The 25,960-nt window shown below is 73.3% G+C and carries 23 protein-coding genes and 1 pseudogene; 13 read left to right on the top strand and 11 right to left on the bottom strand.

Annotated features, from left to right (window positions below):
* Positions 1-41: 41 nt before the first annotated feature.
* From ACI2LW_RS08150 to rsgA (ACI2LW_RS08130), 5 genes are all read right to left on the bottom strand, one after another.
* A complete protein-coding gene (locus tag ACI2LW_RS08150) occupies positions 42-1,034 on the bottom strand; it encodes a protein phosphatase 2C domain-containing protein (RefSeq protein WP_404730335.1) in 993 nt (330 codons plus the stop codon).
* 1,279 nt (positions 1,035-2,313) lie between these two features.
* Positions 2,314-3,612, bottom strand: coding sequence for an SGNH/GDSL hydrolase family protein (locus ACI2LW_RS08145; RefSeq protein ID WP_404730334.1), 1,299 nt, complete (start codon positions 3,610-3,612; stop codon positions 2,314-2,316).
* Between the two features lie 264 nt (positions 3,613-3,876).
* Positions 3,877-4,368, bottom strand: coding sequence for a methylated-DNA--[protein]-cysteine S-methyltransferase (locus ACI2LW_RS08140; protein ID WP_404730333.1), 492 nt, complete (start codon positions 4,366-4,368; stop codon positions 3,877-3,879).
* A complete protein-coding gene (locus ACI2LW_RS08135; RefSeq protein ID WP_404730411.1) occupies positions 4,365-5,957 on the bottom strand; it encodes an AlkA N-terminal domain-containing protein in 1,593 nt (530 codons plus the stop codon). The genes ACI2LW_RS08140 and ACI2LW_RS08135 overlap by 4 nt, the downstream gene beginning before the upstream one ends.
* Positions 5,958-6,276: 319 nt before the next feature.
* Positions 6,277-7,380: a ribosome small subunit-dependent GTPase A gene (gene rsgA / locus ACI2LW_RS08130; RefSeq protein ID WP_404730332.1), complete on the bottom strand. Its 1,104-nt coding sequence runs from the start codon at positions 7,378-7,380 to the stop codon at positions 6,277-6,279.
* Positions 7,381-7,847: 467 nt separating this feature from the next.
* Here rsgA (ACI2LW_RS08130) and ACI2LW_RS08125 point away from each other — a divergent pair, with 467 nt between their 5' ends.
* The gene (locus ACI2LW_RS08125; protein WP_404730410.1) at positions 7,848-8,255 is read left to right on the top strand and encodes a pyridoxamine 5'-phosphate oxidase family protein; all 408 of its coding nucleotides are present in this window, start codon (positions 7,848-7,850) and stop codon (positions 8,253-8,255) included.
* A 69-nt stretch (positions 8,256-8,324) separates the two neighbouring features.
* On the opposite strand, the gene ACI2LW_RS08120 is transcribed toward ACI2LW_RS08125, so the two are convergent.
* On the bottom strand, positions 8,325-8,807 hold the full coding sequence (locus ACI2LW_RS08120) for an ATP-binding protein (protein WP_404730331.1): 483 nt from the start codon (positions 8,805-8,807) through the stop codon (positions 8,325-8,327).
* Between the two features lie 335 nt (positions 8,808-9,142).
* Between ACI2LW_RS08120 and ACI2LW_RS08115 the strand changes: the two genes are divergently transcribed.
* Positions 9,143-9,754 (top strand): nucleotidyltransferase domain-containing protein, encoded by a 612-nt coding sequence (locus ACI2LW_RS08115; RefSeq protein WP_404730330.1) that lies wholly within the window; start codon positions 9,143-9,145, stop codon positions 9,752-9,754.
* Here ACI2LW_RS08115 and ACI2LW_RS08110 read toward each other — a convergent pair.
* The 3 genes from ACI2LW_RS08110 to ACI2LW_RS08100 are packed head-to-tail and all read right to left on the bottom strand — an operon-like array spanning position 9,741 to position 12,700.
* Positions 9,741-10,199, bottom strand: coding sequence for a PPC domain-containing DNA-binding protein (locus tag ACI2LW_RS08110; RefSeq protein ID WP_404730329.1), 459 nt, complete (start codon positions 10,197-10,199; stop codon positions 9,741-9,743). The two genes, ACI2LW_RS08115 and ACI2LW_RS08110, sit on opposite strands and share 14 nt — an antisense overlap.
* Positions 10,200-10,226: 27 nt before the next feature.
* Positions 10,227-11,228: an asparaginase gene (locus tag ACI2LW_RS08105; protein ID WP_404730328.1), complete on the bottom strand. Its 1,002-nt coding sequence runs from the start codon at positions 11,226-11,228 to the stop codon at positions 10,227-10,229.
* 59 nt (positions 11,229-11,287) lie between these two features.
* Positions 11,288-12,700 carry a helix-turn-helix domain-containing protein gene (locus ACI2LW_RS08100; RefSeq protein ID WP_404730327.1) on the bottom strand — a complete coding sequence of 471 codons (1,413 nt, stop codon included), beginning with the start codon at positions 12,698-12,700 and terminating at the stop codon, positions 11,288-11,290.
* 306 nt (positions 12,701-13,006) lie between these two features.
* Between ACI2LW_RS08100 and ACI2LW_RS08095 the strand changes: the two genes are divergently transcribed.
* The 11 genes from ACI2LW_RS08095 to ACI2LW_RS08045 all read left to right on the top strand — a co-directional run bounded on the left by ACI2LW_RS08095 (position 13,007) and on the right by ACI2LW_RS08045 (position 22,075).
* A complete protein-coding gene (locus tag ACI2LW_RS08095) occupies positions 13,007-13,768 on the top strand; it encodes a hypothetical protein (RefSeq protein ID WP_404730326.1) in 762 nt (253 codons plus the stop codon).
* The gene (locus tag ACI2LW_RS08090; protein ID WP_404730325.1) at positions 13,765-14,451 is read left to right on the top strand and encodes a thymidylate kinase; all 687 of its coding nucleotides are present in this window, start codon (positions 13,765-13,767) and stop codon (positions 14,449-14,451) included. Before ACI2LW_RS08095 ends, ACI2LW_RS08090 begins: the two co-directional genes overlap by 4 nt.
* A complete protein-coding gene (locus ACI2LW_RS08085; RefSeq protein ID WP_404730324.1) occupies positions 14,444-15,313 on the top strand; it encodes an isocitrate lyase/phosphoenolpyruvate mutase family protein in 870 nt (289 codons plus the stop codon). Before ACI2LW_RS08090 ends, ACI2LW_RS08085 begins: the two co-directional genes overlap by 8 nt.
* Entirely contained in the window at positions 15,304-15,774 is a 471-nt protein-coding gene (locus ACI2LW_RS08080; protein ID WP_404730323.1) for an NUDIX domain-containing protein, read from the top strand. The genes ACI2LW_RS08085 and ACI2LW_RS08080 overlap by 10 nt, the downstream gene beginning before the upstream one ends.
* Positions 15,775-15,779: 5 nt before the next feature.
* Positions 15,780-16,445 (top strand): TylF/MycF/NovP-related O-methyltransferase, encoded by a 666-nt coding sequence (locus ACI2LW_RS08075; RefSeq protein ID WP_404730322.1) that lies wholly within the window; start codon positions 15,780-15,782, stop codon positions 16,443-16,445.
* Positions 16,442-17,365 carry an NAD(P)-dependent oxidoreductase gene (locus ACI2LW_RS08070; protein WP_404730321.1) on the top strand — a complete coding sequence of 308 codons (924 nt, stop codon included), beginning with the start codon at positions 16,442-16,444 and terminating at the stop codon, positions 17,363-17,365. The genes ACI2LW_RS08075 and ACI2LW_RS08070 overlap by 4 nt, the downstream gene beginning before the upstream one ends.
* Positions 17,362-18,228 (top strand): hypothetical protein, encoded by an 867-nt coding sequence (locus tag ACI2LW_RS08065; protein WP_404730320.1) that lies wholly within the window; start codon positions 17,362-17,364, stop codon positions 18,226-18,228. Before ACI2LW_RS08070 ends, ACI2LW_RS08065 begins: the two co-directional genes overlap by 4 nt.
* A 30-nt stretch (positions 18,229-18,258) precedes the next feature.
* Positions 18,259-20,118 carry a radical SAM protein gene (locus tag ACI2LW_RS08060; protein ID WP_404730319.1) on the top strand — a complete coding sequence of 620 codons (1,860 nt, stop codon included), beginning with the start codon at positions 18,259-18,261 and terminating at the stop codon, positions 20,116-20,118.
* Entirely contained in the window at positions 20,115-20,834 is a 720-nt protein-coding gene (locus ACI2LW_RS08055; RefSeq protein ID WP_404730318.1) for a 2OG-Fe(II) oxygenase, read from the top strand. The genes ACI2LW_RS08060 and ACI2LW_RS08055 overlap by 4 nt, the downstream gene beginning before the upstream one ends.
* 89 nt (positions 20,835-20,923) lie before the next feature.
* Positions 20,924-21,085: a hypothetical protein gene (locus tag ACI2LW_RS08050; protein WP_404730317.1), complete on the top strand. Its 162-nt coding sequence runs from the start codon at positions 20,924-20,926 to the stop codon at positions 21,083-21,085.
* 57 nt (positions 21,086-21,142) lie between these two features.
* Positions 21,143-22,075, top strand: a complete 933-nt coding sequence (locus tag ACI2LW_RS08045; protein ID WP_404730316.1) for an aKG-HExxH-type peptide beta-hydroxylase — start codon at positions 21,143-21,145, stop codon at positions 22,073-22,075.
* 423 nt (positions 22,076-22,498) lie between these two features.
* Here ACI2LW_RS08045 and rsgA (ACI2LW_RS08040) read toward each other — a convergent pair.
* Both rsgA (ACI2LW_RS08040) and ppdK read right to left on the bottom strand, forming a co-directional pair.
* A pseudogene (gene rsgA, locus ACI2LW_RS08040) lies at positions 22,499-22,942 on the bottom strand (GTPase RsgA); the annotation flags it as partial.
* A 332-nt stretch (positions 22,943-23,274) separates the two neighbouring features.
* Positions 23,275-25,959, bottom strand: coding sequence for a pyruvate, phosphate dikinase (ppdK, locus tag ACI2LW_RS08035; protein WP_404730315.1), 2,685 nt, complete (start codon positions 25,957-25,959; stop codon positions 23,275-23,277).
* Between the last annotated feature and the right edge of the window lies 1 nt (position 25,960).

The raw sequence follows: 25,960 nt of genomic DNA, 5'->3' as shown, positions 1-25,960 counted from the left end.
TCCGGGACCCCTCTGGGACCATGAAGTCACAGCCTCGGCGCTCACGCCTCCCAAACGGCGGCGGCCGTACGGTCGTCGGCGTAACCCTTCACCCGTGCCTGGACGTCCGCCAGGAACGCGGCGAGGCCGGGCGGTTCCCCGTCCGACCACCGCCGCCCGAGGTGGGCGCACAGGCCGGGTTCGGCGCGCAGCGGGTCGGCCAGGCCACCCGTGCACATCAGCAGCGTGTCACCCGGCTGGGCGACGGAGGCGCGGAAGCGGAACGGCTCGGGCGGCGGCCCGGGAGCCGGCTCGAGGGGCCCCTGCGGGGTGGGGATGCCGAGGTCCATGGTGAGCCGGTCGCCCTCGGGTGTCCCGCCCGGCGCGTCCGGCCACGACCCGAACCCGACGACGGGGCCGCCGGGGGTGTCCGCGACCCGCGGCTCGATGTCCTGCCACTCCCCGTCGCGCAGCCGGAACAGGCCGCCCGCGCCGACGCCGAAGAAGACGCGCACCCGGCACTCGGGGTCGGCCGGCACGAGCAGGCAGCGCAGGGTCGCCGTGTACTCCTCCGGCTCGACGCCCTGTTCGGCCGCTCCGGCGCGGAGCCTGCCGAAACCGCGGTCGGTGAGGCGGTGCAGGCCGGACTTCAGCTCGCCGCGCCGGGCGGACCGGATGTCCGCCACCAGCCGGGCGTGGCTGCGGCCCACGGCCCGGCCGATCCACCGGCACACCTCGGCCGCCGCGCGGTGCGCCTGCGGGGTGGTACGGGCGCCGGTCGCCATCGCCACCAGGATCAGCGCCTGTTCGCCCGCGCCGAACCGCGCGGTCAGCAGCGCGTCGCGGCGCGGCTCGCCCCGGTAGCGGGCCGAGTCCCCCCGGACGGAGACCGCGCGCAGGGTGCAGGCCCCGTAGCGGGCCCCCTCCAGCACGGTGTCCGGCACGAGGTCCCCGAGCCCGTCCGGGTCGCACTGCGGGAGGGCGGTGGGCTCGGGGTCGTAGGTGGGAGGCCCGGAGCCGATGTGGTGGAGGGATATGGGCGGGGCGGGCTCCACGGGGGGCGGGCCGGGAGCGGGCGCCGGGGGCGGCGGGGCCGGCGGATCGGCGGGACCGGGGATGGCGGCGAAGCCGGAGGTGTAGGGCGGAGCGGCCGGCTCGTGCGGAGGGGCCGAGTCGGGGGGAGCGGCCGGCCCGGGGCGAACGGCCGGCTCGGGAGGGCCGGGAGCCTCGGGAGGAGCGGAAGCGCCGGGGCCGGCGGAAGGCGCTGAAGGCCCGGAGGCCCCGTGCGCTGCCGGGCCGGCGGCGGGCGGCGGGGCGGGTGCCGGCGGGGGGTCCGCGGGGTGGGGTGGTGCGGAGGGCCGCGGCGGACCGGCGGGCGGGCGCGGTGGGACGACGGGGTCCGAAGGGGCCGGCGGTGCGGCGGCCGGCCGGGGCGGGACGCCGGGCGCGCGGGCGTCCGGAGGCGGGACCTCCGGGTCCGGGAAGTCCGCGGGGGCGTCCGGAGGCCGGGTCCGCCCGGCCGGGAAGTCCACGAGGGTGTCGGCGGGCGGGGCCTCCGGGTCCGGGGAGTCCACGGGGGCGTCGGCGGGCGCGGCCTCCGGGTCCGGGGAGTCCGTGGCCGGGGAGTCCGTGGCCGGGGAGTCCGTGGCCGGGGAGTCCGTGCGTGCGGGCGGAGTCGCCGGCCGCCTCTCGGGCGGCGGGGCGGCTTCCCAGGCGGAGCGCTGCCACCAGTCCGGGCCGGTGTCCGCATGGGCGGCGGTCTCCGGCGGGGTGGTGTTCCCAGGTGTTTCGCCCGCGTCGGCCGTGCGGGGAGGGGGCACCCTGCGGGCGTCGGACCCGGGCGGGACGTCCGGCTGCCCGGACGGCACTCCTCGCTGCCCGGCCGGCATGTCCGGCTGCACGGGCGGGACTTCCGGCTGCGCGGGCGGACGGTCCTCGAGGGGCGTCCTCGGGTCGGGGGCCGGTCCCCCGGTCCGGGCGGGCCCCGGTCCCCTCCCCAAGGTTCCGGCGGCCGAGGCGAAGCGGTCGTCCAGGGAATCCGCGGCGGCGGCCGGTCCGGTGTCCCCGGTCGAGTCGTCGTACAACTGCCGCCACCAGTCGTCCTCGTGACCGGTGGGCCTTCCCCCCTGCTGGCTCATGCCCCCAATTGTCCACCGCGCGGGCCGGATGAAAACGGGGCATCCGGAAAATCCGGCGCCCGCCCGCCCCTCGAACGGTCCGTCGAGTGAACCCTCGAACGCCAGTACGACAGCTACGCCACAAAGCCATGGACCCGTCCCGCCCCGCACAGGGGAACCGTCCGACGGCACCGGGCGGCCGGACGGCCGGCACGCCCTACGCGTACGGCCGGGTGGCCGGGGAGGGGCACGGCCGTCCCGTCCGGCCCGTCGGGCACACCAGGGCGGCCAGGCCGACCGCGTCGGCGACCGCGCGCAGGCCCGCGTCGCCGAGGTGGAGGTGGTCGCCGCTGTCGTAGGCGGGGCGGAGCCGCTCCGGCCGCGCCGGGTCCCGTACCACGGCGTCGAAGTCGGCGACCGCGTCGAACAGCCCGCCGCCGCGGATCAGCGCGTTGATCCTCCGCCGCACGGCGTCGCGGGCCGCCGTGTGTGCGGGGTGCCCGCCGTACGGCGTCAGGGTGGCGCCCACGACCCGGATGCCGCGGGCGTGCGCACGGGCCACGATCAGGCGGTACGCCGCCGCGAAGGAGGCCGGGTCGGTGGCGGGCGGGGAGCCCTTGACGTCGTTGATGCCCTCCCACACGAACAGCACCCGCACCCCGGCCCGGGACAGGGCGTCGGCGTCCAGCCGGGCCAGGGCGCTCGGCCCCACGCCCTCGCGCAGCAGCCGGTTGCCGGCGACACCGGCGTCGAGGACGCCGAGGCGGCGGGACGGAGGCAGGGCGCGAAGGCGCGCGGCGAGCCGGTCGGGCCAGCGGCGGTCGGCGTCGTGGGTCGAACCGGTGCCGTCGGTGAGGGAGTCGCCGAGCGCGACGAGGCTGCCGGCCGCGGGGGCGGCGAGCACGTCGACGCCGGTGACGTAGTACCAGTGCGTGGTGGTGGCGGTGTACGGGGCGCCGGTCTCGTCGGCGGTCCGGTCGCCGCCGGGGGCGAGATAGCTGGTGCGCAGGGCGGTGCGGTGGTACGTCGCGGGGCCGGAGTCGTACGGCGTGTAGACCGTCACCAGCAGGTCGGCGGCGGCCGGGACGGGCAGCCGCACCGGGTCGCTGAGCACGTCCCGGCCGGCCGGGACGGTCACCGCGCGGGAGCCCGCGAAGAGGGCGGGCCGCAGCGAGCCCCGTACGGCGCCGGCTCCGCCCGGCCGGCGCAGCGCCACCGTGACGGCGCCCAGCCGCAGGGGCGCGCGGCCCAGCCGGTTGCCGAGCCGTACGCGCAGGGCGCTGCCGCCGACGCTGGTGCGCAGGACGTTGCGGATGGAGGTGCCGGGCAGCGGGGGCGCGGTGCCGGAGGGCGCGGCCTCCCAGGCGCCGGTCCAGACGGGCGCCGCCGCCGTCCGCTCGCTCGCCGTCGTAGCCGGTCCGGCCGTGGCGGGCGCCGCCGCCGTGCCGGAGAGCAGGAGCAGCAGCGCCGCGAGCGACCGCCCGGCGCCGACGCCGGCCACTCTCCTGCCCACCACCTGCGCACACCCTCCCCACGGCCACGGCCACGGCCTCGAGAAGGCGACCGTGCCACAGGCGCGGACGGCGGCGGACCCGGGCACCACGGCCCGGGCCCGCGAATCACCCGTCCGGCCCAGCACGGGCCGGACGCCGGCCCGGTACGGAGCGGGCCCGGTACGGAGCGGGCCCGGCGCGGGCCGGACGCCGGAGCGGGCCCGGCGAAGGCTGGACGCCGGAGCGGGCCCGGGGCGCGCCGCCCCGCCGGGGGCCGGAGCCCGCCGTTACAGCGCGCCTTCCAGGGTGAGCAGCCGTACCTTGCGCTCCAGGCCGCCCGCGTAACCGGTCAGCGTGCCGTCCGCGCCGGTCACCCGGTGGCAGGGGCGCAGGATGAGGAGCGGGTTGGCGCCGATCGCGCCGCCCACGGCCCGTACCGCGGCCCGGGGCGCGCCGATACGGGCGGCGATCTCGCCGTACGTCGTCGTCGCGCCGTACGGAACGGTGTCGAGCGCGGCCCACACCCGTTCCCGGAAGGCGGTGCCCTCGGTGCGCAGCGGCAGGTGGAACTCCTTGAGTTCGCCGGCGAAGTAGGCGCGCAACTGCTCCTCGGCCGCCCGGAAGGGCGCCGGGTCGCGGCGCCCGCCGTCCGGGGCCGGGCGGCCGCCCTTCTGGCCGGGGACGGACAGGGAGGTCAGGGCGCCGGTGGGGTCGGCGGTCAGGAGCAGCGGGCCGAGGGGGCTGTCGAGTGTGGTCCAGTAGGTCGTGGGCATGGTCATCGGTTCTCCTGTCCGTTCCCCAGGCCGTTCTGCCGGCCGTTCTGCCCGCCGTTCTGCGGGGCGTTCTGCGGGCCGTTCTGCGGGCCGTTCCGCTGTCCGTCCCGTTCGCGTGCGACGCGCAGGTGGTGCAGGGCGTACGAGCGCCAGGGGCGCCAGCTGTCGGGGGCGTGCGTCCCGGGCGGGGCCACGTCGGGGTCGCCGAGGGCGCGGGTGCGGATGGCGGCGGCCGTCGCGGCGTCCAGGCCGGGCACGGTGAGCAGGGCGCGGTGCGCCTCCTCCCGGTCGGCGCCCGGGTCCAGGCGCACGGCGCCGTCGGCGAGGGCGGCGGCCAGGGCGCCCAGGGTGCCCCCGGGTTCGGCCCCGGCGAGTACCGCCGGGTCGGGGAAGAGGTGGGTGAGCGTGCCGTGCGGGGTGTCCAGCGCCGTGCCGTGGCGGCGGACCAGCCGGGCCGCCTCCGCACGGCCCACCAGCGCCCGTACGGCCGCCTCCTCCGGGTCCGCGGCGCCCGGCGACCGCAGTCCGGGGCGGGCCGCGACCAGCGGGGCCAGGCGCGGGTCGGCGCCGAGCCGCTCGTCGACGGCGTAGGGGTCGGCGTCCAGGTCGAACAGCCGGCGCAGCCGCTGCACGGCGGTCGTCAGGTCACGCGGGTCGGCGAGGTGGAAGCGCGCCTCCAGCCAGCCGCCGGGGTGCGCGCCGCGGCCGCCCCTCGGTGCGCGGGTGCGCTCGCCGACGGCGGCCACACCGGTGCCGTGCGGCAGGCGCAGGGTGCGCCGGTAGGTCCGCGTGCCGGGCGGGCCGCTCACCTCCTCGACACCGGGTACGGCCTCGCGCTGGAGCAGGTCGAAGACGGGGCCGGCCTGGTAGGGGCCCCGGTGGGCGAGCCGTACGGGGATTTCGGCGGACCCGGCGGTCCAGGCCGACCCGGCGGCCCCGGTTGACCCGGCGGCCGTGCGGGTGCCCGCGCCGGATGCCGCCGGCCCGGCAGGTCCGCGGTCCCGTGTCCGGGGTCGGGACCCGGCCCTGGGCCGGGGCCGGAGCGCGGTGGCGCGCAGCTCGCTCGGGGTCGTGCCGTAGACGGCCCGGACGGTGTCGTTGAACTGGCGGACGCTGGCGAACCCGGCCGCGAACGCGACGCCGGTGATCGGCAGCCCGGTGGTCTGCAGCAGCACGCGCGCCGTGTGCGCCCGCTGTGCCCGGGCCAGCGCGACGGGGCCGGCGCCGAGTTCGGCGGTGAGCTGGCGCTGCACCTGCCGGGTGCTGTAGCCGAGCCGCGCGGCGAGCCCGGCCACGCCGTCGCGGTCGATCACGCCGTCGCCGATGAGCCGCATGGCCCGGCCGACGACGTCCGCCCGGACGTTCCAGGCGGCGGAGCCGGGCACCGCGTCCGGCCGGCACCGCCGGCAGGCGCGGAAGCCCGCGCCCTGCGCCGCGGCGGCCGTGGCGTAGAACCGCACGTTGTGCCGTTTGGGGGTGACGGCCGGGCAGCTGGGACGGCAGTAGATACCGGTGGTCTCGACGGCGAAGAAGAACTCGCCGTCGAACCTGCCGTCCCTGCTGCGCACGGCCTCGTACCTGGTGTCCTCGTCCATCACGCCGTCCAGTGTCCGCCGCGGGCACGGCACCGCGCTGGCGGATATCGGACACGGCGTTCGAGCACGGACGCGCGCGGCCGGCCGCCCGGCGCCGGGTGCCGGCGCCCCCTGGGCGGCCGGCCCCCAGGATGCGAGCGTCAGCCCGGCACCCCGGCCCGCGGGCGCGACCGGCCCCCTGGTCAGGGCGACCGGGCGACGGACGCCCGGCCGGCAGCCGCCCGCACCGCCGCGAGGCAGCCCCCGGCCGGACCCAATGCGCCGCCCCGGGCCAGCGCCCCACCGGCCCCGATGGGCCCCGCCACGGGCCGCCGCACCCTCAGCGCAGCCGCCCCCGCTTGGCCTCCATGGCCGCCCGGCCCTGCGCGCCCTTGCGTTTCCAGTCCCGCCGGATCTCCGCGCGCAGCCGGGCGTCGGTCTTGGCGACGATCCACTGGTTCTCGCGCACGAGCTTGCGGTAGCTCTCCAGCCGCCGCTCGGGCAGTGCGCCCGCCTCGATGGCGGCCAGCACCGCGCAGCCCGGCTCGCTGCCGTGGGCGCAGTCGTGGAAGCGGCACCGCTCGGCGAGCTCCTCGATCTCGGAGAACACCTGGCCCACGCCCGTTCCGGCGTCCCACAGGCCCACCCCGCGCAGCCCCGGGGTGTCGATCAGGACGCCCCCGCCGGGGAGCACGAGCAGGTTGCGGGTGGTGGTGGTGTGCCGGCCCTTGCCGTCGGCGTCGCGGGTGGCGCGGACGTCCATCACGTCCTCGCCGAGCAGGGCGTTGGCCAGGGTGGACTTGCCGGCCCCGGACTGTCCGAGCAGCACGGAGGTCCCGTGCGCGACGACGGCGGCGACCGTGTCCAGCCCGGCTCCGGTCAGCGCGCTGACCGGCAGCACCGGCACGCCGGGCGCCGTCGTCTCCACGTCCTGGACGAGGTACGACAGCCCCGTCGCGTCGGGCACCACGTCGGCCTTGGTCAGCACGACCAGCGGCTGGGCGCCCGACTCCCAGGCCAGGGCGAGGAACCGCTCGACACGGGCGAGGTCGAGCTCGGCGGCGAGCGACACGGCCACGATCGCGTGGTCGACGTTGGCGGCGAGGACCTGTCCCTCGGACCGCTTGGAGGAGGTGGACCGCACGAAGGCGGTACGGCGCGGCAGCAGCGTGCGCACGTACCGCGGATCGCCGCCCTCGGGGTCGACGGCGGCCCAGTCCCCCGTGCACACCACCTTCATCGGGTCGCGGGGAACGACGAACTCGGTGTCGGCGCGGACGGTGCCGGCGGCGGTGACGACGTCGCACTGGCCGCGGTCGACACGGACGACGCGGCCGGGCAGGAGACCCCGCGCGGCACAGGGAGCGAACGCGGCCGCCCAGCCGTCGTCCCAGCCGTAGGCGGAGAGAGGGTGCGACGAAACCGGAGAAGAAGAGGAAGACAAGGGGTGACCCTTCACACGGGTGGCCCCGGCACCGCGCCCACTGGCGCGGGAGAAGAGTGAGGTCAGCCGGAAACCACGAAGGTGGACTGAATGAACTTCCGGATGCGGGCAACGCCCATCGCAACGACAGCCATCGGTCACACCTCCCAGGTCACACGCAACGAACGGCGGCGGCACGAAGCAGCCACAGGAACGAACACGACCCTAGCCACCTGGCCGGACGATGCGCCAGCGGTTTTTCAGCGCAACGCCTCGTGGTGGCGAGGTCGCGCCGCCCACAGTCGACGCGCATCACACGGCGGGGCAAGGGACCACGCTCGCCATAGGGAGTGAACGCGGCGGCCAAGTGAAGATCCCTGCCGCAAGCGCTGAGGGCAGCGGAACTGAATCTGTGAGACGAAGGGTGATGACCGTTCGCACGGGTGGCCCCGGACACCGCGCGCCCGGACGCAACGACGCCACTCCTCATCCGTACGACAGAGGTCTCCCGCCTCTTGTGCACTTTGACCACACTCCGGCCGGACGCCCGCCCACATGTCGTGCCCGTCGGGGTCACCGTGGACGCCGATGCCGGTATCGCTCGGGTTATCACTCGCAAATCAAGCAGGAAAGTCGCCAACATCCAGGCAGCGCTCCCCGGTAAGGCGCGGGTCGCCGTATGCCAAGTGGACGGAGGACGCTGGGCGACGCTGGAGGGCACGGCCGAAGTGCGTACGGACGCGGTCACGGTGGACGACGCTGTGAGGCGCTACGGAAAGCGGTGCGGGCGAACGCCGGCTCCGGACCCGGAACGTGTGGTCATCGAGATCACGATCGACCGAGCCATGGGCCATGTCGATGTGCCCAAGCCCAAGATCACGAACGCCGCAGCGTAGGGGTCAAGCTGCTTTCTGATCCGTAGTAGCCGTAGGCGGCGCGGATGTGGCCGGGGGCAGCTCGCTACATCAGGTCTGGCTGCCGCGAGTTGCTCCTGGCCCCGAAGCCGTGGCCAGCACGACCCAGGCGGCTTTGGTCCCGCAGTCCGTCACGTGGAACCCCCACTGCCCCTGAGTCAACTCGTTCACGATGCGCAGGCCCCGTCCGCTCTCAGTGAGCAGTCCACTTCCGTTCTCCGGCGTGGCGGCTTCCCGCGAGGGCGCGGCAGCCAGGTAGAGGTCCGCGGGGACGACAGGATCCCCGTCGTGGATCTCACAGATGTACCTCCCAGCAGCCCGGCGCAGGTACACCTCGTACGGGCCGCGCGCGTGCTCGTGCGCGTTCGCCACGAGCTCCGAGACGGTCAGGACTCCGTCGCTGATGACGTCTCCTGGCAGGCCCAGGTCCTTGAGGACACGTCGCAGAACCGTGCGGGCTTCGCCAGTCGGGTTGATGGTGTGGTCGGTCCAGCGGTACACGAGGCCGAGAGCGGCGGACGGCGCGCTGATCATCGGGCGGCGGACCTCCTGTGGGTGATGTCGGTGGCCGTCTCCCGGGGCTGCGACGTGGTCGCGGAAGCGCGGCAGGTACACCGCTGAGAGGCGTACGGCCGCAAGAAGCACCCGGCTCCGGGCGTGCGGCCCCGGGAGGATCGTGGCTCAAGCACCGGCCACGAGGCCGGTCGCGAGTCACGCGCTCAACGATGGCCGCCGGTGCCCCTGATGCTCATGGGCGTTTATGAGCGCAGGGGGCGAGCGGCAGGGCGCTCCAGCGAGACCGGCGACCCGCCGCCGGCCTTCGTTTCCGCCCGCCCGGTCACTGGGAGTATGGGCGGGTGAGTGCTGACGTGTTGGGACGCTGGGTACCAGAACGTCCCGAGGATGTGGCCGAGGTCTTCGCCAAGGCGGACTTCCCGTGGTGGATCGCCGGTGGCTACGCGATCGAACTCGCGGTCGGCCGCGAGCTGCGCGCACACGGCGATCTCGACGTCCTCGTCCTCCGGCGCGACCAGGCCCTCGTACGTGAACTGCTGGCCGACTGGGACCTGTACGTGGCGGACCCCCCTGGCCAGGGACAGCTTCGACCGTGGCGGCCTGGAGAGGTCCTTCATCCGCCGCTCCACGACATCTGGTGCCGCCGCACGCCCAAGGCGCCCTGGTCGGTGCAGCTCATGCTGGACGAGGCCGAGGGCACCCAGTGGGTCTCGCGGCGTGACCCGGCGATCCGCCTCCCGATTGGCCAGCTCGGACGCACGACCGAGACGGGCATCCCATATCTCGCGCCCGAGGTCCAGCTCTTCTACAAGGCCAAGGCGACCCGGGACAAGGACGAGACCGACTTCGAAGCTGTGCTGCCGCTGCTCGACGCTCCGGCACGCGCCTGGCTGGCGAACTCGATCACCGTGATCGCGCCCGACCACCCCTGGCTTCGCCGGCTCCTTCCGGTCAGCCGAACGTGAGCAGCGGAACGTCGTAGAGGTCGGGGTTCCTGGGCCGGGTCATCGTGGGCGACGTGACCTCCACGACCATCAGCTCGCTGAGGAACTGGACCTTGGCACTGATGAGGTGGCTCGTCCTGCCGTCGGCCGACTGGGCCTTAAGGCCGGCGGAGACGTGGATGTGCGGGAGTATCCCGCCGGTGGCCGGGTCGTGGGCGAGGGTGCCGGCGCCGAACGCCTCGACATTGGTGACGTACGTCTTCGCCCAGACCGGTGCATCCGGGTCCGCGAGCTTCTCGCAGGCACCCACGATCTCGGCCTCCGCGAAGGCTCCGATGAACGAGGGGATGTAGCCCTGCCGTACGCCGTTGTCCCGGCAGAAGGTGGACAACGCCTCGAAGAAGTCCTCCCCGTGGTCGAAGGTGACGCCAAAGGTACGGCCGACGGTCAGCTCGTGAGCACGCATGTGCGGGTGTCTCCTGATGAGGTGGGATCAGCGGGCGGAGGCGGTGGTGAAGATCTCGCGGACCGTCGCTCCGTCGGCGCCCTGGGCGAGCAGGGCGTGCAGGAGGAGCCGCGCCTGGTACGGGCCGAGGTCTCCGGCGCCGATGAGCCCTCGTCCGAGGAGGTCCTTCTCGGAACCGGGGAAGCCGTACGTGTCGGACAGGACGGGTCCGTTGCCGATGCGGGAGGCGAGGACCACGGGGATGCGGGACGCGAGCTTGGTGAGCCCTTCGACGAGGCGCTCCGGGACGTGGCCGACGCCGAAGGCCGCGACCACGAGTCCGTCGCAGTTGCCGTCCCACAGGTCGAGCAGTGTGCCGTCGTCGCCGAGGGTGACGGTGTAGAGCCCGACGCGCGCCTCGCGGTCGGGGGCGCCGACCAGTGGTCCGCGGCGCGGCAGCCCGCCCACCATCCGCACCCGGTTCTCCGCGATTCGCGCGATAGGGCCGCACGCCGGTGAGGTGAAGGCGGCGGGGCTGGTGGTGTGGGACTTGCGGACGGTCCGTGCCGAGTGGATCTCGTCGCCGAGTACGACGAGGCAGCCAGCGCCGCTGAGTCCGGGGTCGGCGGCGGCCAAGACGGCGGCGTGGAGGTTGGCCGGACCGTCGGCGCCAGGCAGCGTGGGGTTGCGCATCGCGCCGGTGACGACGACTGGCTGCTCGTGGCCGTGATAGAGGTCGAGCAGGAAGGCGGTCTCCTCGATGGTGTCGGTGCCCTGCGTGATGACGACACCATCGACGTCACCGGCATCCAACTCCGCCGCGATCGCGGCCGACAGTGCGGTGAGGTCCTCGAAGGTCAGGGAGGCGCCGGGCAGACGTCGGAAGTCCCGCACCTTGAGGCCGACGCCGCTCGTGGCCAGGGCGGGCACTGCGGCGAGGAGTTCGTGGGCCGAGAGCGCGGGTACGACGCCTCCGGTGGCGGGATCCGTGGTCATGGCGATCGTGCCGCCGAGGGAGAAGACCGCCACGTTCCTGACCGACTCCGTCATATCCCCTGCTCCCCTGTCCGGACGCCGCCGAGCGCGGCCTCACGAGTGGTTCACGCAGGCTATCGGGTCGGCGCCGTCCGGGTACGCGGAATGATCACCAGCTGCTCGGCCACGAACCGGCAGGCGGCCTCCAGCCCTTCGAGGCCGAGCAACCGGCTGCTTGGCCGGGCCAGCCGCTCCGTACCGGCCGCCGACAACTGTGCGCACCGTCGCCCGAGCCAGGAGGCGTCGAGGCCGAGGTACTCCGCGGTCGCCGCCAGGCGCTGTCCGGCCTGTTCGGCCGCCGTGGCCGAGTGGTGGCTGACATGGCCCGTCACATCGGCGAACGTCCGCAGGGCTCCCGGCCGCGCGGTGACCGCGAGGTGGGAGGCCCCCTCGGTCCGTACCCATGTGGCGATGACGGCCCGGCGCCCCGGGGAGAGGGCGAAGCCGTCGGTGTGAGCGAAGCCTCCGTCGTCGGTCACCCAGGTGCGGATGCCGAAGGACTCCATGAGCGCGATGGCGAGGAAGAGCAGAACGCGCTCGTACGCGGGCGAGGAGGCGACAGCAGCCTCGGGGACGCAGAACCCCCGGCCGCTGGTACCACCCGGACGCCTGGGCGCCATTCGTTCCAAGTACTGGTACTTGTGCCGGAAGAACAGCCAGGTGGCGGCCTCCTCACCACGCTGTTCCCTGGTCCAGAAGACGGGTGCGTCGCCCAGGTGGTCACGGTGGCCCAGGATGTACCGGGCCGCGGTCTCCGAGCCGATCAGCATCCGGGAGACCTCGGTCAGGCCGTGGTCGGAGGCGAGAGGTGAGCCTGGGGAAGCGGTGAGCGACGCCAACGAGTTGTACAGGACTTGGTCATCGCCGAGGAGTGCCGCCGCGAAACCAGACACGACCCACAGGATGCCGTAGGTCAGATCGTCCAGTTCGTACGCGGCGGGGATGTCGACCGGGTCGGAGGCGGTGGCGCGTACGCCGCTCGGTCGGGCGTCCGTGACGAACTGCCGGACCGCCCCGTCCACCGTGCGGTTCGCGACGACGAGCGCGCGCATCGGCATGCTGCGCCAGGCATCCAGCTCCGGGCGGGAGTCGAGTCTCAGGCTGTCCCCGAGAAAGGAGGCCGCGGGAAGGGTCAGCACGGGAAGCGCCGTCGTCGAGACGGACCGGCCGGCGGGTAACAGAAGCTGGCCCGGCCCCTCGGGCAGCGCCGCGTACCCACGGGCTCCGGTGTCCCCCGTTCCCGGTCGTCCCGTGGAGTCCAGGGTGTGCGGATCGGCCGTGGGCAGAAGCCCGAGCAATTCCTCCGGGACTCCCAGCGCATCGGTCCACTGGACGAACTGCCGTCGGTCGCGGATCTGTTTGAGCCCGCGCTCAAGTCTGCTGACCTCGGCCTGGTCGATGCTGACCATCCGCGCCACGCCGGCCTGGGAGAGGCCCGTGTACTTCCTGAACAGCTTGACGACGGTGCCGAGTTCCCATGCGGCCACGGCTCGCCGGACCGTCGGATCACGCCAGAAGGCCGGGTCGGCCCGTCGGGCGGCCGGCCCGTCCTGGCACGAGGCGCATCGTGTGCCGGCGTTGAAGCGACTGAGAAGGGCACCGCAGCGCGTACACCGCCGCTGTCTGCTGTCGACCATGGTCGGCATTCTCCCTCGCTCTGCGATCACCCGGACACGTTCCGCTGATGGGGCTCATAAACACTCATAGGCGTGGGCCTTCGTGGCGGCCATCGTGGTGGAGCACCGCCGACCGGAGCCGCGTGCCGCGACTCCCCGGACGTGAGGATCCGACCTGTGACCTCCTTGACCCTGCCACCCCGGCCCCCCGGTTCGCCGCCTCTCGCCCATGCCTGGCAGACGCTGGCGGATGGGCTGCTGACCCAGCGGCTCCATCTCCATCTCGACGAATGGCGGGCGGCCGTCGCCGAGGAGATGGCACTGCCGGACGTGCCGGGCGCCGATGTCTCCGTGCTCGCCCAACGCCCGTCTCCGCTGCCGGCAGGCGACGAGTCCGCGATGGCGCTGCTGGAGGACGCCGGGCTCGGCTTCTGGTGGGAGCTGCCCCAGCGGCACGGAGCGGAGTCGCGGAACCGGCGCGGGGCACTTCACCGCGCCGCCGACACCGCTGCCCAGAGCCTCCTCGCGGAGCAGTCCGGGGCGGCCTGGGCCGACGCCGTGACCGCCGTCAGCGCCGCCGCCGCGTGGTGGGTGGGCTTCTTCGCGGTCATCCGCCACCGCGGGGTGCACCACATCACGCTGGAGCCGCACCAGGGCCCGCTCCATGAGCAGGCCCTGGGCACCGCGGTCGGCGTCGTGGCCCACGGCATGGCCACGCGGGTGCTTGAGGCAGCGCTGCGTAACCCCGTCGACGACCCGGCCCTCCGCGCCACGTACTGCCGGGCCATCGAGGCCGGCATCTGCGACGAGCCCGACCTACCCCGCCTCATCGACGAGTTGGCGGAGCTGCGGCTGGTGGACCTGGTGTCCACCACGGCCCGCTGGCGGGGTCGCTTCACCAAGTACGCCGGCGGCACGGGGGCGGGGCAGGTCGAATGAACGACCGTTATCCGTTCATCGTCATCGAGGGGCTCGACGGCACCGGCAAGACGACGCTGCGCAAGGGCCTGTTCCGGCTCTGGGAGGGGCTGTACGGCGTCACCCCGCTGTGCGTGCTCACCACCAACTTCCTCGCCGCCGGCCAGGCCGCCGCCATCGTCACCGGCAAGTACCAGCCGAACGCCGGGAACCGCGACGCCTACCTGTCCGCGATCGCGGCGGACAAGCGGGCCACGCTGGATCGCCTCGTGCTCCCCCAGCGACCGGCCCGGCCCGTGATCGCGGATCGCTGGCTGCTCAGCGAGCTGGCCTTCTTCGCCGTGAAGCACGGCATGAGGGCGTCGGAGACGTACGAGACGCTGGCCGCGCACCTCACCGTGGCCCCCGATCTCACGCTCGTCCTGGACCTGGAGACCGACGCCTCGATGAGCCGGGCGCAGGCCCGCCAGGGTGACGCCGTCCGGGCCGACTGGGACGTGCACGACGTCCAGAGCCGGCTTCGCGAGACCTACGAGGCCGTGGTCACGAAGCCCGACGCGTTCCCGCTCCTCGGCGACGTGGTCCGCCTGGACGCCCGCCGGCCCCGGTCCGAGGTGCTGCTCGCCGCCTGGGACGTACTGCGCGAACGGCAGCTGGTGCCGTCGCTCGCCGCCCACGCGGAAGGAGGAGAGACCCATGGCTGACGACACGAAGGCGACGCGTCTGCGTGAGACCCTCGACGACAGCGAGCGGAAGCACCCGCTCCTGGCGATCGGTGCGGTGAACGCACTCGCCGCGCACGTCGCGGCGGAGGCGGGCTTCGACGCCCTGTGGGTGAGCGGTCTGGAGGTGTCCGCGGCTTCCGGGCTGCCGGACGCCAACGTCCTGGGCCCCCGGGACCTGTCCGACGTGGTCGCCTCGCTCGGCCGTGTCACCGAGTTGCCCGTCATCGTGGACATCGACAACGCGGGCGGCTCGGGGCGCACGGCGGAGCGGTTCGCGTACGACCTGATGCGCGCCGGGGCTGCGGCGGTGTGTGTCGAGGACAGCGCGTACCCCAAGTGCAACAGCTTCGCGGCCCACCGTGCCCAGAGCCTCGCCGACCGGGACCTGCTGTGCGAGCAGGTGGGGCGCATACGGAAGCTCGCCGGTGACGGCCTCGTGGTCGTGGCCCGCACCGAGGCCCTGATCGCCGGCGAGGACATGGATACGGCGATCGCCCGCGCCGAGGCGTACGCCGAGGCCGGAGCGGATGCGATCCTCATCCACTCCAAGGACGCGACCGGTGATCAGGCGCGGGCCATCGGACGTGCGTGGAACCACGGCGTGCCGCTGGTCAGCGTGCCCACGGCGTTCCCCGACCTGAGCGCCACCGAACTCGGCGAGGCCGGCTTCCGCCTCTGCATCTACGCGAACCAGCTCAGCCGTGCCGCCCTCGCGGGTATGCGCACCGCCGCCCGTCAGTTCCGGCGCGGAGGGAGTTTCCCCTCCACCGTCGCGGGGTCCCTCGCGGAGGTCGGCGACCTGATGCGCGTCGGCGAGCCGGAGGCGCTGTCGTGCCTCTGACGCCCGAACTGCCTCGGATCAGTGTCTCCGTGAAGGCGGCGATCGTGCGTGACGGCGCCGTCCTGCTGCTGTCGTACGACGACGAGGCCGGGTTCCACTACAACCTCCCGGGCGGCAAGGCCCAGGTCGGCGAGGACCTGCGCCAGGCCGTGAACCGCAAGGTCGCGCAGGAGACCGGCCTGCAGGTCGTGGCCCGGCGTCTGCTGTGCGTCGTCGAGTACGTCCCCGATTCGTGGAAGGGCGAGTTCGGGGACGTGCAGAAGGTCCAGTTCAACTTCCTCGCCGAGCAGGTGGACGACGCCGAGCCGCGCATGCCGGAACCGCCGGACCCCATCCAGGTGGGCTTCGAGTGGGTTCCGCTGGAACGTCTGGGCGACGTGTACCTGCTGCCCCGGATCAACAGCCCATTGTCGGCGGCGTTGAGCGGGGAGCTCGCCGACCCCTTCGTGGACAGGTGGTGACCTTCATGGATCCGATGCTGAAGGATCTGCGGGAGTGGCTGCTGCGGGAGCACTCCGGGACGGTCTGTGCCGACCGGCTCCGCGTGATTGCCGACGAGCTCGCCGACCTGACCGCCCGCGGCGTGCCGGGCGCCGTGGTGGAACTCGGCTGCTACAGGGGCGCGATGGCCCTCTGGATCCGTAGCGTGCTCGACTCGCTGGGCGACCGCGACCGCGAGATCCACGTCTACGACTCCTTCCAGGGCATGCCCGCGCCCGGCGCCGAGGACTCGGACCATCTGGCAGCGGGCGAGCTCCGGTCATCCCCGGACGACGTGCGAGCCACGCACGCGGCCTGGGGCAGGCCGGCGCCGGTCATCCACCCGGGATTGTTCGACGGGACCCTTCCCAAGGAGCTGCCCGACGAGATCGCGTTCGCCTATCTGGACGGCGACTTCTACGACTCGACCCTCACGGGACTCACGCACTGCGTCACCCGCCTGATGCCGACGGGCGTGCTGCTCGTCGACGACTACGCGGACACGGCGGTCAATCCACGGGCCTGGGACGGGCTCCCGGGGGTGAAGCGCGCCTGCGACGCGTACTTCGGCGCGCCTTCACCCGTGACCGTCGTCGTCGGCGAGGGTGATCTGGCCTTCGGCCGGTACGAGAAGCCGGGGTCCCTCGGATGAGCGCGGTCCTCGTGGTGCGCGGAGCGGCGGACGCGGGTGCGATCCGCCGCGCGCTGCCCGACGTTCTTGTGCACGACCTACTGGACCTGGATTCGCCCCTGCCCTCCGACACGGCCGTGGTCGTCCTGCGTTCCGGCGTCCGACTCGGCGAGCGGGAGCTCGAAGCGCTCCCCCGCCTGCGGCACGTCGTACGGACCGGCTCCGGCATCGACCACATCGACGTGAACGTCCTCCGGCACCGTGGCATCACTCTGCACCGCAACGCCGAGGCTGGCGCGGGCGCCGTGGGCGAATGGGTCCTCGCCGCTGCCCTCGCCCTGGCCCGGCGGATCCCCCTGGGTCAGCACGCGCTCATGCTCGGCCGCCACGAGAAGGCGGCGTGCATGGGTGTCTCACTCGGCACCCTCGCCGCGGGCGTCTGGGGCGCGGGTCCGGTGGGGCTGGCCGCCGGCCGGGCCCTCGCCCCACATGTGGCGCGCGCGGCCTACGCCGCATGGCCATCGAATCCTCCCGGTCTGCGGGAGGTGTCGCAGGCGGCGCTCATGGAGCAATCGCAGGTGCACGTGGTCGCTCTGCCACTGCGTGCCACGACCCGGCAGTTCATCGGCGAGGAATTCCTGGCACGCGTCGCTCCGCAGCGGCCCCTGCTGATCTGCGCCGGGCGGCTGGAGACCCTCGATGTCGCCGCCTGTCTGCGGGCGTTGGCGGACGGTGAACTCTCAGGTCTCGCCCTAGACCCGGTCGAGCGGGAGCACCTGCCGCTCCTCACCGGCTCCAAGACGCCGCTCAACCTCCTGGCCTCGCCCCACATCGGCGCCCAGCGCTCCGACGTGCGCGGCGCGCTCGACCGATGGGCCATCGCTCTCCTCAAGGAGATCACCGCTGACGACAAGATCCTGATCGAAGGAGGCCACCGGTGAACCCATCGGCACGACTGCGCCGGGAGATCGCCGACAGAGTCGCCCACGAGCTGATCGCGTCCGGCGAGGCCCGCGAGGTCTGGCTGGAGGGAGCGCTCGCCTGCGGCTTCGCCCACGCGGCCAGCGACATCGACCTTCGCGGCATCGTGGACGGCGCCCCTCCGGCGTGGGAGTCGCGCATCGTGGACGGCGTCCGTGTCGACCTCCAGGCGGCGGCGCCGCAGCGGGCGGAGGAACTCCGTCACCTGCTCCGCTCCTTCGACGTCCGCCGCGACGACCTCGGATCGTTCCGCCGGGTACGGGCCTCGATGCACGACCTCATGTGTCTGCGCACCGCTCTCTCGTACGGCTCCGGACGTTGGGATCCGGTGCTCGATCCCGGGGAGCGCCAGGGCTACCGACGCTGGGCGGTCGCCGACCAGGCCGAGGTCGCGGCGAGTCTCGCCGAGGACCTGACCGGCCTCGTCGAGGACGGCCTGGTCGAATCGGCCGGCGTCGTGTGCCGGAAGCTGGAGATCTGCCTCACCGCGCTCGAGTGCGCGGCGGCTGGTCATCCGGTCCTGGGCGACAAGTGGCTGCCGCTGCTTGCTGGCGCTCCGTTCGGTCCGTCGATCGACCCGGCCCGCACGGAAACGTGGGAGTGGTTCCGTCCGGTTCAGCGACGCGTGGCCAGAGCGCTCCTGGGCTGCTGGCCCGTCGACGACCCGCTGCAGAAGCCTCCCCACCTGGTTGCCCCTGACGCCGGCTGGCTGCCCCAGCGGTACGCCGACGGCTGGTTCCTTCGCTGCGGCGACGTCCACATCCCCATCACCGACGGACAGCTTCTCGGGTGGCTGTCCACGGTCTCCACCGATGGCGCGTAGACCGCGCCTCTCCTCCTCAGGAGCCCCCTGATGCCCATCACCCGCACCGCCCCCGTCGACCTGGAGAGTCTCTACGCCCCGCTGTCGAGCACCGGGCCGGACACGGCCGTCTCCGTCATCCTCAAGCTCCGCGGGGAGACCTGCGACATCGACTGCCTGTACTGCTTCGAGAAGCGCAAGGAGTCACCGGGCGGCGCCCGGATCAGCGCCGCACAGGTCCACCGCCTCGGTTCGATCTTCTCCGGGCGTCCGCTCAGCGTCGAACTCCACGGCGGGGAGCCCCTGACCGCCGGCCGGGAACGGATCGCGGAGATCCTGGAGGCGCTCGCCGCACAGCCGAGCGTCATCCGCGTGAGCCTCCAGACCAACGGCCTCCAGCTCGACGACGCCTGGTTGGACCTGTTCGAGCGGCACTGTCCGGAGCTGGAGATCGGCATCTCCCTCGACGGGGACGCGTTCGGGAACTCGTGGCGCGTGGGTTACGACGGCCGCCCCACGTACCCCCGAGTGGTCGAAGCCCTGGAACTCCTCGGCCGTCGGGAACGCCGCGTCGGCGTCATCTGCGCCGTCACCCCCTACGTCCTCGGCCGGGCCTCCAAGGTCATGGAGCACCTCGCCTCCTTCCCCGCCGTGACGACGGTCAGTCTGGTGCCGTGCTTCGACGCCGCGGTCACCCGGTCGACCACGGTGGCCGGATCCCGTACGCCGACCAGCCGGGCACTCCAGCGACGGGCCATCGGCCCCACCGGCCCGGACTGGGCCGTCACACCTCGTCAGTACGCCGACTTCGTGCTGGAGGCCGCCCACCACTGGGTCGCCGACGGCCTCTTCCGCCGCGTCAAGCTGGAGCCCGTCGTCTCCGTCATCCGCCGCCTGAGGGGTCTACAAACCCGTTCCTGTCACTTCTCCAACCTGAAGTGCGACCACGTCCTCACCCTCTATCCCGACGACCGCCTGGGAAGCTGTGACGAGCTGCCCTGGCCGCAGGCCGGCCTCGCCTCCCTCGGCGGCGTCCACACCGAGGCGGACGTGGCCAGTGCCCAGGGCGGCTCTCGCTTGCTTCAGCAGGCACGCTCCCTGGTCACGAAGTGCACGACCTGCGACTACCGCGACACCTGCGGCGCGGGCTGCCCGGCGGTCCGCCTCCGCTTCGCCGCCGCGGGCGACGAGGACGCGTACTGCGATCACCGCATACGCCTGGTCGACGGCGTCGCCGCCCTCCTCACCCAGCCGGACCTCCCGCCCGGTGCCTCATGTTCCCGGTTGCGCTGGCGTCCCGTCCGCCCCAACAACATGCACCACGTCTCCGCCTTCCTGGCCCGCTGGGACGACCCGACTGTTCCCCGCTCGCCCGCGCGTCTCCAGGTCAGCGCCAACGGGAACATCAACACGGTCGGCCTCCCCGGCGTGCACGAGGCAGACGATCTCGACCCCCACCATCCCCAGTGGCACGAGGGCATCGAGCCCGGCATCCGCCCGGTCGTCGACGTGCTCACCTCAGGCTGGAACACCGTCACCTACGACAGCGGCCAGGGCCACGCCTACGCCGACCTCCCCGGAGACGAGCCCCGGTTCCTCTCGGTCGGCATCCTGCCGCGCGACCGCACCGAGTACGCGCGTACAGCGGTGCGCCTGTGCCGTGCCGCCAGCCGAGCCGAGTCCTCCCTGCCCGGGGCGTGTTCGCTGGTCCTCGGTCGCAGCGAACTCACGTGCCGCACCACCGGCCGGATCTATCCGACGCTCGACCTCCATCTCGTGCCCGCTGCCGGCACCACGTCAGCCGAGTACTTCGAGGACCTCGCCCAAGCGGTGCACGTACTCACGGTGGCCCTGGCCGAAGCCGCTTCTGTCCCGCCCTCCACCCCCTGCGCGTGCGGAGGCGAGCAATGATCCACATCGCCGAGACTCTGTCCATCCGTACTGTGGAGGGCTTCCTCAAGCCGGACGAGATCGAGCGACTCAACCTCGTCATGGACGACACGCTCGGCCCCCTCGGGCGCGACCGGTACGGCACGGCCCGCCGAACCACCATCCACGAGATCCCCGGTCACTCCCCCGCCCAAGCGCAGGACGTCTACGAGCCGGCCGGCCGGATCGAGATGACCGACATCCCATACGAGGCGACCACCCTCCTCGACCAGGCCCTGAAGCTCCACATGGCCGCGATCACGCGCACGCTGCCGTCGGTCACCGGCCACCGGCCGTGGATCTACCTCGAATACGGCGCTGGCCAGTACATCACCGCACATGCCGACGGTATCGCCCCCGATCCCCTCACCCGTCCCCGCCAGATCGCCGCCGCGACGGTCACGCTCACGGACATCCAGGACACCGGCGGGGCGTTCTACGTGGAGACCACCGGCAGCGACGCTGTCTGGTCCGCCGACGAGGCACCGGCCGGATCGGGTTACGCCCCGGGGATGCCCTTCGCACACGACGGGACGGACATGTCCTCTCCCTGGTTCCGCACCATGCCCCGCACTCGATGGAGCGTGGCACCCGCTCCCGGCACGCTCGTGGTCTTCGGCAGCCAACTCGTCCACGGCACCGAACCTGTCCGGGCCGGCCGTGTTCGCAAGTTCCTCACGCTCTTGGTCTCCGAGTAGGAGGCTTCGCCGCCATGACCGGCCCCCGCGGCCCGCCCCGCAGCCAACCTCCCCCAACCCACGGCCCCGACCAGAGGAGAGAGCGAGCAGTGGCAGAAGACAAGACGTTCGACGAGTTCCTGGAGGCAGTCGCGACCCTGCGCGACAGCGACCCCGTGCGCACCACCGCGCACACCTCCAACGCGGCCACCGAGACCTGGCTGGCCACCACGGTGCAGCACGACGCCGCTGAGCCCACCACCGAGTCCTGACCCGCCACGGGGCCGGGCCCGTCCCGGTCCGGCCCCGTTCCACCCCCGGAGCCCCAGATGAGCGCTCTCTCCCCGGAAGCCCTAGTCGCCCTCGGTGGCATCGCCGAACACCAGCGCCTACGGACCAGCCGTATCGCCTCCGTACTCGGCAACCGCCTCGGCTCGTCCGCCCTCGACTACGCCGTGGCCCACCACCTGCTCGAAGGCGCCGAACACGCGGCGCGCGCCCGGGACGCGGACCGCCTCGCCTGGTACCGCCGCACGACGGTGCGAGACCTGACCCACCTGTCGGCCGGCCCGCACATCGTTCTCAACCCGCGCACCGCGGACCTGCTCCTCTCGGAGATCTCCGAAACCGCGTACTACCTCGTCGGCCCCGACACCAGCCCCGCCCCGCCCGAGGCCCACGGCCTCGTTCGTGCCGCGATCGCCTCCGCGACCGAGCACGGCTTCGGGACCCTGCTCACCCAGCACGCCCCCGTCATCTGCCTGCTCAACCGTCGCCGACTCGACGAGACCCTCCACAGCTGGGCCCTCACCCGCCTCCCGGGCACCGCCTTCACCGACTACACCGCCCACCCCGAGGTCCTGGCCCGTGACCTGATCCACGAGGCCGCCCACAACTGGCTCAACGACGCCCTGACCGCGTACGACGTAAGCCTCCCCGCCGACATCACCTTCTTCTCCCCCTGGCGGGGAACTCCTCGTCCCGTGTACGGCTTCCTGCACGCCTGCTGGGCCTTCTCCCTCACCGTGCTGTACGCACGGCAGGCCCGCCGCGACGCCACGGGTGCTGTGGTCCCCTTCCTCGACGCGCATTTGCGCCAGCAGGAGAGCCAGTTCGCCTCCGCACTCGATTCGCTGGCTGAGGCACTCTCATACGTCTCCGCTGACGCGCTCCGTGATCGCGTCAGCAATGCCGCGATCAAGGCCGTCCTGTCGGCGCAACCCGGGGGCTTCCGAGCACTCCCACCCCTGACCGCGCGGTAACACGGGTGCGAACGGAGTTCCTGATCAATAGAATCACCCCTTCAAATCCCATATGTATTAAGCCAGTTGTCCGACGCAGGGGCGTATAGGCGCCATGAGCCGTTTGAGTGAGTCCGTCACCCGTGTCATGCACATCCTCGATGGAGCGGACCTGGGCGCGGACTATACGGTCGCGCAGCTGCTCAGCGAGACAACAGCACGGCGCACTCTGGACCTCTCCGACCTCTCCCCCCCAGGAGCAGGCCGCCCTGGTCGAGGGGCGCGCGAATCACCTGATCCAGGTCTTCGGGTCCCTTGCCGACCAGCTCATCGGGGTACGCATCCCGAAACTCCTCTGCCACACGCCTTGCCGTATGTCCCTCCTACAACACAGATCCGGCCGCTCCAAACGGCATCTGTGCAGGTGAGGGCTGTGCTGTATTAGGCGCCCGACTCCCAGGCCAGGGCGAGGAACCGCTCGACACGGGCGAGGTCGAGCTCGGCGGCGAGCGACACGGCCACGATCGCGTGGTCGACGTTGGCGGCGAGGACCTGTCCCTCGGACCGCTTGGAGGAGGTGGACCGCACGAAGGCGGTACGGCGCGGCAGCAGCGTGCGCACGTACCGCGGATCGCCGCCCTCGGGGTCGACGGCGGCCCAGTCCCCCGTGCACACCACCTTCATCGGGTCGCGGGGAACGACGAACTCGGTGTCGGCGCGGACGGTGCCGGCGGCGGTGACGACGTCGCACTGGCCGCGGTCGACACGGACGACGCGGCCGGGCAGGAGACCCCGCGCGGCACAGGGAGCGAACGCGGCCGCCCAGCCGTCGTCCCAGCCGTAGGCGGAGAGAGGGTGCGACGAAACCGGAGAAGAAGAGGAAGACAAGGGGTGACCCTTCACACGGGTGGCCCCGGCACCGCGCCCACTGGCGCGGGAGAAGAGTGAGGTCAGCCGGAAACCACGAAGGTGGACTGAATGAACTTCCGGATGCGGGCAACGCCCATCGCAACGACAGCCATCGGTCACACCTCCTGTTTCCCGTCGTGACGACGCGGCGGCCGGCCGGCCTCCGCGTGGTTGCGGGCCTCACCGTAGGGGAGACCCGCGCGGGGCCGCCACCGGTTATTCCGGTGGCGGCCCCGCGGGTGCCGTGCCGTTGGCCGCCGGTGCCGTCCCGTCGGCCGTCGGAGACGGGGCGGCCGGTGTTGTTGCTCCTCTCACCTGGTGTCGCTGGTCTCGGTGGTGTCCAGGGCCGCGCGGCCGGCCTCCAGGCGGGCGGCCGGGATGCGGAACGGGGAGCAGGAGACGTAGTCGAGGCCGGCCCGGTGGAAGAAGTGGATCGAGTCGGGGTCGCCGCCGTGCTCGCCGCAGACGCCGGTCTGCAGGCCGGACTTGGCGGCGCGGCCCGCCTCGACGGCCAGTTCGACCAGCCTGCCGACGCCCTCCTGGTCGATCGTCTCGAAGGGGGACACCCCGAGGATGCCCTTCTCCAGGTACAGCGGGAGGAAGGAGGCCTCGGCGTCGTCGCGGGACAGTCCCCAGGTGGTCTGGGTCAGGTCGTTGGTGCCGAACGAGAAGAAGTCGGCGGCCTCGGCGATCCGGCCCGCGGTCAGGGCGGCCCGGGGCAGCTCGATCATGGTGCCGACGGGGCAGTCGAGTGCCGTTCCGGTCTCCGCTGCGACCTCCGCGAGGACCCGTTCCGTCTCAGTGCGGGCCAGCCGCAGCTCCTCGACCGTGCCGACCAGCGGGATCATGATCTCGGCGCGGGGCCGGCCGCCGTCGCGCAGCCGCCGGACGACCGCCTCGGCGATGGCGCGGACCTGCATGGCCATCAGGCCGGGCACGGCCAGGCCGAGGCGCACGCCGCGCAGGCCCAGCATCGGGTTCTGCTCGTGCATGCGCTCGACCGCGCCGAGCAGTTCGCGGTCGTGCGGGTCGGGGTGCCCGCTGCCCGCGATCCGGACGGCCAGTTCGGTGCGGTCGGGCAGGAACTCGTGCAGCGGGGGGTCGATGAGCCGGATGGTCACCGGCAGCCCGTCCATCGCCTCGAGGATGCCGGTGAAATCGGCCCGTTGCAGCGGCAGCAGGGCGCCCAGCGCCTCCTCGCGCGCGGTGTCGTCGCGGGCCAGGATCATCGCCTCGACCAGGGCGCGGCGTTCGCCGAGGAACATGTGCTCGGTGCGGCACAGTCCGATGCCCTGGGCGCCCAGCGCGCGGGCGCGCACGGCGTCCTCGGGGGTGTCGGCGTTGGCGCGCACCTGAAGGCGGCGTACGGCGTCGGCGTGCGCGAGGGTGTCGAGGACGGCGGTGGTCAGCTCGCCGCCCGCCTCGCCGGTCTCCAGGGCGCGGCCCACCTCGGAGGCGGTGAGCGGCAGGGCGCCCAGGTGGACGGTGCCGGCGGTGCCGTCGACGGAGAGGGTGTCGCCCTCGCGGACCACCACGCCCGCGTCGGTGGTGAACAGCCGGGCCGCGGGGTCCACGGTGAGCGACTCGGCGCCGCAGACGCAGACCTTGCCCATGCCGCGGGCGACGACGGCCGCGTGGCTGGTCTTGCCGCCGCGGCTGGTCAGCACGGCCTGGGCGGCGATCATGCCGGGCAGGTCGTCCGGGGTGGTCTCCCGGCGGACCAGGACCACGTCCTCGCCGTCGGCGGCCCGGCGCTGTGCCGTGGCCGGGTCGAAGACGGCGACGCCGACCGCCGCGCCCGGTGACGCGGGCACGCCGTGGGCCAGGGGCGCGTCGGTGGGGCGCAGCTCGAAGCGGGGGAACATCAGGCGGGTCAGTTCGGCGCCGCCCACCCGGACCAGGGCCTCGTCGGCGGTGATCGTGCCCTCCTCGCGCAGGTCGTGGGCGATGCGGAAGGCGGCCTGGGCGGTGCGCTTGCCCACCCGGGTCTGCAGGATCCACAGCCGGCCGCGCTCGACGGTGAACTCGACGTCGCACAGGTCGCGGTAGTGGCCCTCCAGGGTCCGCAGGTGGCCGACGAGTTCGGCGTAGGAGCGGGGGTCGAGCCGTTCGAGCTCGGTCAGCGGCACGGCGTCCCGGACGCCGGCGACGACGTCCTCGCCCTGGGCGTCGGGCAGGTAGTCGCCGTACACGCCGGGGGCGCCGGTGGCGGGGTCGCGGGTGAAGGCGACGCCGGTGCCGGAGTCGGGGCCGAGGTTGCCGAACACCATGGCCTGGACGTTGACGGCGGTGCCCAGGTCCTCGGGGATGTGCTCGCGGTGGCGGTAGACGCGGGCACGTTCGCCGTTCCAGGAGTCGAAGACGGCGCGGATGGCGCGCTGGAGCTGCTCGGCGGGGTCCTGCGGGAAGTCCTCGCCGGTCTCCCGGCGGATGATCTCCTTGAACTCCTCGGTGAGCTGCGCCAGTTCGGCGGCGTCGAGTTCCTGGTCGGCGTGCACGTGCCGCTGGGCGCGGTGGGCGGCGATGGCGTCCTGGAAGAGGTCGCCGTCGACCCCCATCACCGTGTGCCCGAACATCTGCACGAGGCGCCGGTAGGAGTCCCAGGCGAACCGCTCCTGGCCGGAGGCCTTGGCCAGTCCGTGGACCGAGGCGTCGTTGAGGCCGATGTCGAGGATGGTCTCCATCATTCCGGGCATGGAGAAGCGGGCGCCGGAGCGGACGGAGACCAGCAGCGGGTCGTCGGGCGCGCCGAGTTCGCGGCCCATGGCCCGCTCCAGCCCGGCCAGGGCGCGGGCGGTCTCGACGGCCAGTTCGGGCGGCTCCTCGCCGGTGGCGAGGTAGACCTTGCAGGCCTCGGTGGTGACCGTGAACCCGGGCGGCACGGGCAGTCCCAGACGGGTCATCTCGGCCAGCCCGGCGCCCTTGCCGCCGAGGAGCGCGGCCATCTCGCGGCTGCCTTCGGCGAAGGAGTACACGTACGTCGTCGGCGCGTTCATC

It is taken from the genome of Streptomyces sp. NPDC004065, assembly GCF_044903565.1.
In the GTDB taxonomy this organism is placed as follows: Bacteria; Actinomycetota; Actinomycetes; order Streptomycetales; family Streptomycetaceae; genus Streptomyces.
This window is presented reverse-complemented; position numbering and strand designations above follow the sequence as displayed.

Bases quoted from the DNA above. Each gene is read 5' to 3' on its own strand.
- ACI2LW_RS08140 (WP_404730333.1), bottom strand. From the start codon at position 4,368: ATGACCATGCCCACGACCTACTGGACCACACTCGACAGCCCCCTCGGC.
- ppdK (WP_404730315.1), bottom strand. From the start codon at position 25,959: ATGAACGCGCCGACGACGTACGTGTACTCCTTCGCCGAAGGCAGCCGC.
- ACI2LW_RS08045 (WP_404730316.1), top strand. From the start codon at position 21,143: ATGAGCGCTCTCTCCCCGGAAGCCCTAGTCGCCCTCGGTGGCATCGCC.
- ACI2LW_RS08060 (WP_404730319.1), top strand. From the start codon at position 18,259: ATGCCCATCACCCGCACCGCCCCCGTCGACCTGGAGAGTCTCTACGCC.
- ACI2LW_RS08075 (WP_404730322.1), top strand. From the start codon at position 15,780: ATGGATCCGATGCTGAAGGATCTGCGGGAGTGGCTGCTGCGGGAGCAC.
- ACI2LW_RS08090 (WP_404730325.1), top strand. From the start codon at position 13,765: ATGAACGACCGTTATCCGTTCATCGTCATCGAGGGGCTCGACGGCACC.
- ACI2LW_RS08070 (WP_404730321.1), top strand. From the start codon at position 16,442: ATGAGCGCGGTCCTCGTGGTGCGCGGAGCGGCGGACGCGGGTGCGATC.
- ACI2LW_RS08110 (WP_404730329.1), bottom strand. From the start codon at position 10,199: ATGCGTGCTCACGAGCTGACCGTCGGCCGTACCTTTGGCGTCACCTTC.
- ACI2LW_RS08085 (WP_404730324.1), top strand. From the start codon at position 14,444: ATGGCTGACGACACGAAGGCGACGCGTCTGCGTGAGACCCTCGACGAC.
- ACI2LW_RS08135 (WP_404730411.1), bottom strand. From the start codon at position 5,957: ATGGACGAGGACACCAGGTACGAGGCCGTGCGCAGCAGGGACGGCAGG.
- ACI2LW_RS08105 (WP_404730328.1), bottom strand. From the start codon at position 11,228: ATGACGGAGTCGGTCAGGAACGTGGCGGTCTTCTCCCTCGGCGGCACG.
- ACI2LW_RS08055 (WP_404730318.1), top strand. From the start codon at position 20,115: ATGATCCACATCGCCGAGACTCTGTCCATCCGTACTGTGGAGGGCTTC.
- ACI2LW_RS08120 (WP_404730331.1), bottom strand. From the start codon at position 8,807: ATGATCAGCGCGCCGTCCGCCGCTCTCGGCCTCGTGTACCGCTGGACC.